The following is an 11,318-nucleotide window of genomic DNA, read 5'->3' as shown; positions in this document are numbered from 1 at the left end:
AAAAATCAACAAAAAGCCTTGAAAGTCAATTTTCAAGGCCTTTTTGTTGTTAGCTAAACAATTTAGAAACCTCCTTATTTACAAATTCTAAAAAAGTTTCATCTTCTTTAGTAAAAGGATTTAACGTATGTGAATCTATGTCAATTTGTCCAATATTTATTCCATTAACGAACAAAGGCACAACAATTTCTGATTTTACAGTAATGCTACAAGCTATGTAGTTATCTTGAGCTTTTACATCAGGAACTACGAAGTTTTGATTTGAAACAGCCACTTGTCCGCAAATACCTTTACCAAAAGGAATTACAGTGTGGTCGGTTGGTTCTCCTGCAAAAGCTCCTAAATGTAATGTTTTGCTTTCGTGATTAGCAAAGTAAAATCCTGCCCAGTTATAATGAGAAACTTCAGCCTGAAGCAAATCACAAATTTTTTGCATTTTTACATCTCGTGAATCCGTTTCATTTTCACAGATAAACACAATTTTTGGCTCTAAATCTTTAAATATACTCATCTTTTTTCTAAAAATTATTGGCAAAAATAATAAAAAAGATAATAATAATTGATATTTTGTATTTCCCAATAATATATAATATCTTTGTAGCTTCGAATAAATAGCATTCAAATTTTCGAATTACTAACAAAGAAGTGAATAAAAATTTAGACCCAAATAAAGAAAATTATTCTGCTCAAGAACTTGATATAGAGAGAGCTTTACGTCCATTATCGTTTGATGATTTTGCTGGACAAGAGGCTGTTTTGGAAAATCTGAAAATATTTGTAAAGGCAGCAAATATGCGTGGCGAGGCTCTTGACCACACGCTTTTTCACGGACCTCCTGGACTGGGAAAAACAACATTGGCTCACATTTTAGCGAACGAATTGGGGGTTGGCATTAAAATAACTTCAGGACCAGTGCTTGACAAACCAGGCGATTTGGCAGGTTTACTCACTAATTTACAAGAAAGAGATGTTCTGTTCATTGATGAAATTCATCGTCTGAGTCCAATAGTTGAAGAATATTTGTATTCAGCAATGGAGGATTACAAAATTGACATAATGATTGAATCAGGACCAAATGCCCGAACAGTACAAATCAATTTGAATCCGTTTACATTAGTTGGAGCAACGACTCGTTCAGGATTGTTAACCGCACCAATGAGAGCAAGGTTTGGTATTCAAAGTCGTTTGCAATACTATTCAACAGAATTACTTGCTGACATCGTGCAACGGAGTGCCTCTATCTTAAAAGTTCCTATTTCAATGGAAGCCGCCATAGAACTCGCCAGTCGTAGCAGAGGAACACCTCGTATTGCCAACGCTTTGTTGCGACGAATCCGTGACTTCGCTCAAATCAAAGGAAATGGAAAGATTGACATAAAAATCACACAATTTGGTTTGAAAGCCCTTAATGTAGATGCACACGGGTTAGATGAAATGGATAATAAAATTCTGACAACGCTTATTGATAAATTCAAAGGTGGACCTGTGGGAATTACCACTCTTGCAACTGCTGTTTCAGAAAGTGCAGAAACCATTGAGGAAGTCTATGAACCTTTCTTAATTCAAGAAGGATTTGTTGTTAGAACGCCACGCGGGAGAGAAGCCACAGAACTGGCTTACAAACATTTAGGTAAAATAAATCCGAACACTCAGGGAACTCTCTTTTAACATTGTAATAAGTTAAAAGTCGTTCTAAATCAAATGAATCGTAAATACGTTATGAAAAAACTCATAAAATATTTCTTCCTTTTGTTCTTATTTCTCCCCGCATTAGTGATGGGGCAGGAAGAAGACAAAGCATCTAAAAAAGGAGGAATTTCTTTTAAATCAGTACGTCCTAAAAAGAAGAAAGATAGTATTACTTTTACAGCAAATGATTATAAAATAATCTCTTATCTGCGTGATACAACAGCCGTTGACACCTCGCTTACCATTCAAAAATTCTACAAAAGTAATGCTTGGCAAAAAGATATGTTCGGAAAGATGCCTTTTTCAAATATGGGGCAACCTTACAACACGATGATGTTCGACTTTTCGGAGAAAGATTATTTACCTTCAATGGGGGCTGATGCTAAAAAACAACTTTACCTAACACCTGAAGAAGTCAAATATTATCAATCACCAACTCCCCTAACCGACATAACCTATAAAACAGGAGTGGAGCAAGGACAAATGGTAAATGTTTTATTTTCAGTAAATTTAAAACCAACTCTAAATATTTTTATAGGCTATAAAGGGCTTCGTTCGTTAGGAAAATATCAGCGAATTTTAGTAAGCAACGGAAATTTGCGATTGGGATTATCATATGTTTCTCCTAATAAAAAGTACACTCTTTTTGCTCACTATGCAGGTCACGACATTGAGAGCCAAGAAAATGGAGGAATTACTTCTACAGAACAATTTGAAACAGGCGACAAACAATTCAAAAACAGAGCTGTAATTGATGTTTTTCTTCAAGATGCTGAAAATCTCCGTGAAAGCAAACGCTATTTCCTTCAGCACGATTATGCCTTTTTACGAAATAAAGATACTTTGTCATCTTACAAACAAATACGTTTTCGCCACAAATTCTTATATGAAACTGAATATTATAAATTCAATCAAAGCAATATAAATCAATACTTTGGAGATGCTTTTGTCACAAAAAACATCAGTGACCGAATGCAACTTCAAAAGATGATTAACACAGTAGGTGCTGAGCTTGAATTACCTTATTTGGGAAAAACATTCGTATACGGAAATGCTTACTTTTATAATTATTTCTTCCGAAATGCTTTCTACGTTTCGGGTGAGTTACAACGACATCAAATAAAGGATACTGACCTGAGTTTAGCTCTCCAGTGGAACAAAAAAGTAGGTGGTTTTTCAATTGATGCAGAAGGAGAACAAACCTTTATCGGAAAGATAACTGGAACAAAATTAAATGGAAAGTTATCGTATAATTTTAATGAAAAGAATAGCATTTTGGCAGGAGTAAGTTTACGTTCTTCTATGCCAAATTTCAACTTTTTGCTTTACCAAAGTGATTACAAAAACTACAATTGGAACAACTACAACCACTTTGATAAGGAACAAATTCAAACAATTTTTGGAGAATTGAAAACACAATGGGGAAATGTATCTGCAAGTATTTCAAACATAAAAAATTACACATTTTTTCAGGTACAAAACCCTATCAATGATAAAGAAAGAGGACAATCAATTCCTTCACAATATTCAGGAAATATCCAGTATATAAAACTCAAATTCCAAAAAGAATTTGCTTTAGGGAAATTCCGATTGGATAACACTCTTCTATTACAACGTATTGCACAAGATGCGCAGCAAATACTGAATGTGCCCACACTTGTCACACGAAATACGTTTTATTTTGAGTCAGATTTATTTAACAAAGCAATGTTTTTGCAAACGGGAATTGGTTTTAATTATTTCACCAAATATTACTCAAATCGATATAACCCGTTATTAGCCGAATTTGAGGTACAAAACACACAAAAAACAGGAGGTTTCCCAATGTTTGATTTCTTTTTGAATGCAAAAGTGCGAACTATGCGTATATTTTTCTCAGTAGAACATTTTAATCCATTTATAATGGATTCAATATTCGGAAAACAATATTATAATTATTACTCTGCACCTCAGCAACCTTATCGTGATTTAATTCTGCGATTGGGTATTTCTTGGAATTTATTTTCTTAACATTAAAAAAATGAATAAAAAAATACTATTTAAAGATTTAGGCAATAAAGATTACAAAGAAACTTGGGATTACCAAGAATCTCTTTTTCAATCAATTATAGAGGTGAAACAAAAAAATAGAGCCGAAAACACTCAGCTCCCAACTCCTAATTATTTTCTGTTTGTGGAACATCCACACGTGTACACATTAGGAAAAAGTGGAGACATATCCAACCTGCTAATAGATGAAAAAACACTTGAAAAAAAGGGTGCTAAATTCTATAAAATAAACAGAGGAGGCGATATTACTTATCACGGACCAGGACAAATTGTTGGGTATCCAATTCTGGATTTAGACAATTTTTTCACGGATATTCACAAATACCTTCGTCTTTTAGAAGAAACTATCATTCTAACTTTGAAAGATTATGGCATAGAAGCTACTCGTAGTGAAGGAGAAACAGGCGTTTGGATTGATGTAGGAACACCTTTCGCAAGAAAAATTTGTGCAATGGGTGTAAGAAGTTCTCGCTGGGTTACAATGCACGGATTTGCCTTTAATGTCAATGCAGATTTGGGTTATTTTGACAATATTATTCCTTGCGGCATACGTGGTAAAGCCGTTACCTCACTTAATGTAGAACTTGGTAAGAACGAAATTCCCATAGGTGAAGTAAAAGAAAAAATCACAAGATATTTTCAACAACTATTTGAAGCTGAATTTATTAGAACACAAAACTAATCAACTTCCTCATAATCAATATACTCACCCACTTTCTTTTTAGATTGTGGGTTTGTTTGTGAATTGTTATTTATCGTTTGGCTTTCTTGTGTTTTCCGTTGATACTGACTTTGAGCCTGTTGGAATTGCCCTCCAAATTTCTCTCCTATTTTCTTTAGAAAATACTTCATCATATACGGAGCCAAAACTCGCATCAGAACACGTAAGCCAAAAATAATCAGAATAATAATAAACAAGGTTTTTATAAACCCTGAAAAAGAAGCCTCTGCAATCATTTTTTTGTAAGTTTCGGGCAAAAATAGGAAAAATAATCAGCAATTGACAATACAATGACAAAATTTATAAAAATCTTCCCTCAAATAGAATTATCATTTTTATTAGAAAATAACAAAAAAATAAACTAACAAGTTAAGTTACTATTATTTTTCTCCAATAATTTTTCTCGCCGTTCTCTTCGTCTTAAAATGACTAAATACCAAATTTCAGGGATTATCCAAATTATAAAGAGAGTATAAGATAGAAATTCATCATAAAATGTAGGTCTGGACTTTATTTGATTGGCAAATGAAACTACATAATCCAATTTAGGGCAATACCAAACCTCTAAAAATGTTTCTCCTTGCTCGTCTTCTTTAAAATTTCTACCAATGTTGTATCTGTTCATAAGAAAAGACCTTGTATTATTTTGATTATATTTTGTATCTCCCTCCAAAAAACCATAAACATAACTACTTGTTGATTTTCTGTATGAATTATTCCCCACATAATAATATTTTTTCACAACAAAATTATCAGTAAAATTTCTTGAATACAAAATCAATTTTAAACCTCTAAAATCATTGGCAAATTCAACCAACAATGCTAAAATTGCGATAAACAAATGACAATACATAAAAAATCGCCTTAGCACATATTTTTTCTCTTTTTTATTGTTTTCCATTAAAGTATTCTTTTATAAAAAATAGTCTCTTTTAACTTTTCAAATAACTATCATTATTGATTTTTTTCGTAAAATCTAATCAACATTTTGGGGTAAATCTCTAAATTACATAATAAACACAAAATCAATAGCCTGAAAAAAATCAAAAACAAAACTAAAGCTATTTTTTGTATTATTGATAATATTTTAAAAGAAATTTATTCTTTTGAAAATAAAAGCCATAAAATCAGTAATAATAAAGACAAGTGAGTTCAAAATACTGAAAATATTTTGAGCTTCTCAAAACGTAATTTAAAAGTCAGCCTTAAAAAAATCATCGTTACCTATTTTTATTTAAAATAACACTTAAGCAACAATTTACTAACCTAACTTACCTTTTACTTATCAAGTCTTCTTATATTTGCTTTTCAATATTTTCCCAATGATAAATTAAATCACTTACTATATGTGTATTACATCTTTTGACCTATTCTTATGATTTAATCCTGTTTTTATAGCAAAATGTATTGTTTTTTAAACAGATAAGAGTATCTTTGCAGTTCAAATTCAAAAAAGAAAATAATAAATAAATTTAATTGTTATTTAGTTATAATTTTTCTTTTTACTGAAATTCGTTGTGATATGATTCGCCTATTTATAACACTCTTAATCATTATATTACCCATTTCTGTACAGGGGCAATATACAGATATCATTAATTCAAACTTACCAGGAAACTCACAAAGTGCCTATTCGGTTGGCGGACGCGTTTTGCAATTTGAGGGCGGTTTGTGGATTGAGCAGCGTAACCATAAGGAAATATTTACCGATATGACTATTTTGGGAGTAAATTATTCCGTGAGATATGGCATTCTGTCAGACAGACTGGAGTTAATGTTCAATGGTACAGCCGCTTATGATAATGTTCACTATTATCGTTTTATAAATGAAAGAACTAACAATTTTGGCTTTGTAAATAACACTATCGGAGCTAAATACTTAATTTATACCCCAAATACAGATGACAAACCCAACATCTACAGCTGGAAAGCAAACAATTCTTTTCATTGGCGAAGATTAATTCCTGCAGTGGGAATTTATGCTGGAATGAATTTTTTGCCAAACAAACGTTACTTTTACGAAGAAGTTGACAGGCTTTCTCCAAAAGTGGTTGTTTCGCTTCAAAGTCAACCTTCATCTCGTGTGGTTTTGGTCGGAAATTTAATAGCAAATCGTTTTCTAAGTAAATATCCTGAATTAGGTTATATTTTGACTTTGACACACAATTTGGATAATGGTCGGTTTAGCATTTTTGTAGAGTCAGAAGGTATCCAGAGTGGTTACTACAGTGACCAAATTACACGATTAGGTGGTGCTTACTTATTTACCAAAGATATTCAAGTAAATGTTGATTTAGGAGCAAGTTGGAAAAATACTCCTTCGCGATATTCAGCTTTACTCGGTTTTTCGTATCGTATTGATAATCACAAAAAATTTGTAAAATCACATCAGGAAGAAAAACTAAAACCTACCAAAATAAAAAGACAGAGAAAACCGAAAAAAGAGAAAAAATGGCTGATATTTTAGTTAAAGAAATATTTTCTAAAAAAGATTTAAAACAATTTGTAAAATTCCCTTTCTCGCTATATAAAAATAACCCATATTGGATTCCTCCTCTTATTGATGAAGAATTGGCTTCTTTCGATAAAACTAAAAATCCTGCTTTTGACAATGCAGAAGCCTTCTTCTATTTGGCTTACAATCAGAAAAATGAAATTGTAGGTCGTGTTGTTGCTATTATAAATCAGTATGATATAAGCCAGAATATTGCCAAAATACGTTTTGGATGGCTTGATATGATTGATGATATAAATGTAACTAAAGCTTTACTTGATAAAGTTTCCGAAAAAGGTAGGGAACATCAACTGAAATATATGGAAGGACCTATGGGCTTTTCCAATATGGATAAAGTAGGTGTTATGACAGAGGGCTATGACCACATTGCCAGCACAATAACTTGGTACAATCTTCCATATTATAAAGAACATTTGGAAAGGTTGGGAATGATAAAAGAAAAGGGATTTGTAGAAACTTACTTTTTATTGAGTAGTGTAAATGCGGAGATATTTAAAAAAACCGCTGAAGCAATCCGAAAACGATACCAAGTTCGTGTTATTCCTACGAACACAAAAGAGGAAGTTCTGAAATACGTGGACGCAATGTTCGATTTATACAACGAAAGTTATTCAAAATTATCGTCATATGTTCCTGTTACTGAACGCCAAAAGAATTATTTTAAGAAGAAATATATTCCGTTCATAAATCCTGAGTATATTCGTTTTATTGAAAATAAAGAAGGAAAATTAATCAGTTTTGCTATTGTTCTTCCCTCTTTTGCAAAGGCTTTACAAAAAGCAAAAGGAAGTTTATTCCCTTTCGGATTTTGGCATTTGCTAAAAGCAAAAAAAAATCACGATATGGTAGAGTTTTTCCTAATTGGGGTAGCTCCTGAGTATCAAAGCAAAGGAATTCCTGCATTGCTTTTTGATTACTATCACCCTGTTTTTCAAAGAAATGGAATCCATAAATGCATAATAACTCCTGAGCTGGAAGACAACCTTGCCATTCAACAACTTTGGAAAAGCTTTAACCCTGTAACATACGCAAAAAGAGCTACTTACAAAAAAGAAATTTAATTAACTAAAAAAATATAGAAATTAATAAATTAAAATGAATTACATTCTTCCATTTTTATCTATCGTAATAGGTTTTGGAACTGTTCTTATCTTCAAGCCTAAAAACCAAAGAAATATAAAATTATTATTAGCCTTCAGTGGGGCTTTCTTACTTGCAATGACAGTTTTTACGCTCATTCCAGAAGTTTTTCACTCCTTAGAACACTCCCACGAACACAATATTCACGACCATAATACAGGTAAAAAAATCGGACTTTGGATTGTAATAGGGATTTTACTACAAATTATTTTAGAGTTCTTTTCAAAAGGTGCGGAACACGGGCATATGCATCATCCCCATTCCGAGCTTAAAAATGCATTTCCTTGGTCTCTGTTTATTAGTTTGAGTATTCATTCTATTTTGGAAGGTTTCCCTTTACATCATCACCATCATATGGTTTATGGAATTTTCATACACCACTTACCTATTGCTATGGTATTGACTATCTTCTTTTTAGATTCTGGAATAGGACTTAAGAAAACTTTTATTTTCTTGATATTATTTGCTTTAATGACTCCTTTTGGAACATTACTTGCTGAATTCATTCCACAATTAGGACGTTATCATATTCAGGTATCAGCAATTGTTATAGGAATTTTCTTGCATATTTCATCAGTCATTTTATTTGAAACATCTGAAAATCATAAATTTAACCACATCAAACTTGGTACAATCATTTTAGGATTTATAGCAGCGTATTTCACATAATCAAATGATTTACAATTGATTATAAAAATAATATTTTCAGTATTTTCTTCGTTAAGAAATTTTGAAATGAATTATTTTCTATTTTAACTTTTTTTTATACTTTTGCACTCGTCTCAAAGGGGTGCTGCGTTTGCGGCTGAGATTATACCCATAGAACTTGGGCTGGTAATGCAGTCTAAGGAAACGAAGTCAATAATAAGTGGCTTGTTTTTGCTTTTTGGGTAGCAGGAACAGGCTTTTTTATTCATTCCATAAAATAATTACCTCTTTTATTTTGTAAAAATTTCATTTTACTGATGAAAAAATTATTTTTTATGGGAGCGATGAGCCTTATTACTTCGGCTTATGCTCAAACAATCGAGTCTGAAAAAGATTCTACAGAACTAAAAACCATCAAATTAGACGAAGTACTGGTTTCGGCAGTAAGGGCAAAACAAACTTTGCCAGTAACTTTCTCCAATTTATCGAAATCAGACATCGCAAAACGCAATCAAGGACAACAAATCCCGATGCTTTTAGGGAACTTGCCTAACGTAGTTTCATATTCGGAAGACGGAACAGGCTTCGGAGCGACCTACCTTTCTGTCCGTGGAAGTGACCTTTACCGAACCAACGTGACTATCAATGGTATTCCGTACAATGACTCAGAATCACAAGGAACTTTTTGGTACAATCTTTCTGATTTTGCTTCTTCCGCAGAGAATATTCAACTTCAACGTGGTGTAGGTACATCTACTAATGGTGCGGGAGCTTTTGGGGCAAGTTTGAATGTACTTACTGATGCCGTTTCGGAGAATCCATATGCCGAAATTGCAAATTTCTACGGAAGTTACAATACGCATAAGCATATGGTAAAACTTTCGACAGGAAAAATCAATGAGCGTTTTGAGCTTTCGGGACGTTTTTCAAAAATCAATTCTAACGGATACAGAGACAGAGCATCGTCTGATTTGAAATCCTATTTCTTACAAGGAGCTTATTCTTACAAAAATACGCTGATTAAAGCTCTAGTTTTTGGTGGAAAAGAAAAAACACAACTCACTTGGATGGGGATTGACGAGGTAACTTTGAACAAAAACAGAAAATACAATCCTGCTGGAAAATACAAAGATGCAGAGGGCAACACTCGTTTCTACGACAATGAAACGGATAATTACCAACAAGACCACGCTCAACTGCATTGGGTAGAAAAATGGTCTCCTTTTTGGACAACCAACTTGGCTTTTCATTACACCAAAGGTCGTGGTCATTGGGAAATGTACGAAACTTGGGGAGGTGCAACCTATGACAAACACCAAATCACACGATACGCCTTAGATAACGATTTCTACGGAGCTACATTATCTTCTAATTTCAAGAAAAACACTATTGATTTGATATTTGGAGGTGCTTTCAACAAATATGACGGATTGCATTTCGATGAAAGAGTATGGTCGGAAGAAGCTTCAAAACCTTATCAAGAAATTGTAGACGAAAATTGGGGATATAAAAAAGATGGTTCCGCTTTTGCTAAAATGACTTGGAAATTTGCTCCTCAGTGGGATTTATTCGCTGATATTCAATACAGATACGTTCACTACAAAGCCGATGAATACAAAGCTGACAAAGCATTTAATTTTATCAATCCTAAAATAGGAGTAAGTTTTTCCTTAAACGAAAATAATTATTTTTACTTATCATATGCCAAAGCCACTAAGGAGCCGAATCGTAGCGACTACAAAGCGGCACACAAAGAGTATAAAAAAGCCAAAAAGACAGACCCTTCCGCAACAATAAGAGAACCTCGACCTGAAAAATTGAACGATTTTGAATTAGGTTGGAGATACAACACCCCAAAAGTAAAAATCAATACGAATTTATATTATATGCTTTATAAAGACCAATTGGTGCTAACTGGGCGTTTGAATGACAAAGGGTATCCTATTCGTGATAACAGCGGAGATAGCTACAGAGCTGGACTTGAAGTAGATGCTACTTTACTACTTTCCAACAAATGGATTTGGCAACCAAATGTATCTGTCAGCAGAAATAAAAACATTGATTTTCATACTATAAAAGAAGGGAAATCGGTAAATATAGGAAACACCAAACTATCATATTCTCCTGAATTTGTGGCTTCAAGCTCATTAACTTTCAAACCTATACCAAACTTTGGTGCAACATTGTTAACCAAATACGTAGGAGAGCAATATATGAGCAACATTAACGAAGAAAATTCAAAATTGAAATCTTACTTTGTTAACCACTTGCACTTATCGTATGAAATAAATCCATTAAAATTCTGTAAATCAATAGTGATTTCAGTTACCGGAAACAACATTTTGAATGCAAAATATGTAGCCAACGGAACTTTTGAAGATGGACAAGCTGCTTACTTCCCTCAAGCCGAAATCAATTATCTGGCAGGGTTAACGCTATCATTTTAGAAAATAATTTTAATCATGACTCAAAGTACCTTTTCTGTTAAAGAAGAGGTACTTTTTCATATTTAAAAAAATTTGTTTTATCTGTTTTATATGCATACATTTGCCTCAA

Annotated in this window: 10 protein-coding genes; 7 read left to right on the top strand and 3 right to left on the bottom strand. The window is 32.9% G+C overall.

Features of this window, described 5'->3' with window-relative positions:
• Positions 1 to 49 precede the first annotated feature (49 nt).
• A complete protein-coding gene (locus CGC48_RS08540) occupies positions 50 to 511 on the bottom strand; it encodes a GAF domain-containing protein (protein ID WP_098029240.1) in 462 nt (153 codons plus the stop codon).
• A gap of 134 nt (positions 512 to 645) precedes the next feature.
• On the opposite strand from CGC48_RS08540, the gene ruvB reads away from it, so the two are divergent.
• From ruvB to lipB, 3 genes are read left to right on the top strand one after another with little or no spacing between them, the layout of a single operon-like run.
• Positions 646 to 1,668, top strand: a complete 1,023-nt coding sequence (gene ruvB / locus CGC48_RS08535; protein WP_018279172.1) for a Holliday junction branch migration DNA helicase RuvB — start codon at positions 646 to 648, stop codon at positions 1,666 to 1,668.
• A 51-nt stretch (positions 1,669 to 1,719) separates the two neighbouring features.
• Entirely contained in the window at positions 1,720 to 3,699 is a 1,980-nt protein-coding gene (locus tag CGC48_RS08530; protein WP_098029809.1) for a putative porin, read from the top strand.
• A gap of 10 nt (positions 3,700 to 3,709) precedes the next feature.
• A complete protein-coding gene (lipB, locus tag CGC48_RS08525) occupies positions 3,710 to 4,420 on the top strand; it encodes a lipoyl(octanoyl) transferase LipB (protein ID WP_098029239.1) in 711 nt (236 codons plus the stop codon).
• Here the strand turns inward: lipB and CGC48_RS08520 are convergent.
• Both CGC48_RS08520 and CGC48_RS08515 read right to left on the bottom strand, forming a co-directional pair.
• Positions 4,417 to 4,695 carry a DUF4834 family protein gene (locus CGC48_RS08520; protein ID WP_098029238.1) on the bottom strand — a complete coding sequence of 93 codons (279 nt, stop codon included), beginning with the start codon at positions 4,693 to 4,695 and terminating at the stop codon, positions 4,417 to 4,419. The two genes, lipB and CGC48_RS08520, sit on opposite strands and share 4 nt — an antisense overlap.
• Before the next feature lie 125 nt (positions 4,696 to 4,820).
• A complete protein-coding gene (locus CGC48_RS08515; protein WP_098029237.1) occupies positions 4,821 to 5,360 on the bottom strand; it encodes a hypothetical protein in 540 nt (179 codons plus the stop codon).
• 621 nt (positions 5,361 to 5,981) lie between these two features.
• Between CGC48_RS08515 and CGC48_RS08510 the strand changes: the two genes are divergently transcribed.
• The 4 genes from CGC48_RS08510 to CGC48_RS08495 all read left to right on the top strand — a co-directional run bounded on the left by CGC48_RS08510 (position 5,982) and on the right by CGC48_RS08495 (position 11,209).
• Complete coding sequence (locus CGC48_RS08510) at positions 5,982 to 6,926, top strand: transporter (RefSeq protein WP_098029236.1); 945 nt, start codon at positions 5,982 to 5,984, stop codon at positions 6,924 to 6,926.
• Positions 6,911 to 8,035: a GTP cyclohydrolase gene (locus CGC48_RS08505; protein WP_098029235.1), complete on the top strand. Its 1,125-nt coding sequence runs from the start codon at positions 6,911 to 6,913 to the stop codon at positions 8,033 to 8,035. Before CGC48_RS08510 ends, CGC48_RS08505 begins: the two co-directional genes overlap by 16 nt.
• Positions 8,036 to 8,069: 34 nt before the next feature.
• Complete coding sequence (locus CGC48_RS08500) at positions 8,070 to 8,783, top strand: ZIP family metal transporter (RefSeq protein WP_098029234.1); 714 nt, start codon at positions 8,070 to 8,072, stop codon at positions 8,781 to 8,783.
• A gap of 296 nt (positions 8,784 to 9,079) precedes the next feature.
• Positions 9,080 to 11,209, top strand: a complete 2,130-nt coding sequence (locus tag CGC48_RS08495) for a TonB-dependent receptor (protein ID WP_098029233.1) — start codon at positions 9,080 to 9,082, stop codon at positions 11,207 to 11,209.
• Positions 11,210 to 11,318 lie beyond the last annotated feature (109 nt).

It is taken from the genome of Capnocytophaga cynodegmi, assembly GCF_002302475.1.
In the GTDB taxonomy this organism is placed as follows: Bacteria; Bacteroidota; Bacteroidia; order Flavobacteriales; family Flavobacteriaceae; genus Capnocytophaga; species Capnocytophaga cynodegmi.
This window is presented reverse-complemented; position numbering and strand designations above follow the sequence as displayed.

What these genes read in the sequence shown, in the direction of transcription:
- CGC48_RS08540 (WP_098029240.1), bottom strand. Translation starts at nt 511, where the DNA reads ATGAGTATATTTAAAGATTTAGAGCCAAAAATTGTGTTTATCTGTGAA.
- CGC48_RS08530 (WP_098029809.1), top strand. Translation starts at nt 1,720, where the DNA reads ATGAAAAAACTCATAAAATATTTCTTCCTTTTGTTCTTATTTCTCCCC.
- lipB (WP_098029239.1), top strand. Translation starts at nt 3,710, where the DNA reads ATGAATAAAAAAATACTATTTAAAGATTTAGGCAATAAAGATTACAAA.
- CGC48_RS08520 (WP_098029238.1), bottom strand. Translation starts at nt 4,695, where the DNA reads ATGATTGCAGAGGCTTCTTTTTCAGGGTTTATAAAAACCTTGTTTATT.
- CGC48_RS08515 (WP_098029237.1), bottom strand. Translation starts at nt 5,360, where the DNA reads ATGGAAAACAATAAAAAAGAGAAAAAATATGTGCTAAGGCGATTTTTT.
- CGC48_RS08510 (WP_098029236.1), top strand. Translation starts at nt 5,982, where the DNA reads ATGATTCGCCTATTTATAACACTCTTAATCATTATATTACCCATTTCT.
- CGC48_RS08505 (WP_098029235.1), top strand. Translation starts at nt 6,911, where the DNA reads ATGGCTGATATTTTAGTTAAAGAAATATTTTCTAAAAAAGATTTAAAA.
- CGC48_RS08500 (WP_098029234.1), top strand. Translation starts at nt 8,070, where the DNA reads ATGAATTACATTCTTCCATTTTTATCTATCGTAATAGGTTTTGGAACT.
- CGC48_RS08495 (WP_098029233.1), top strand. Translation starts at nt 9,080, where the DNA reads ATGAAAAAATTATTTTTTATGGGAGCGATGAGCCTTATTACTTCGGCT.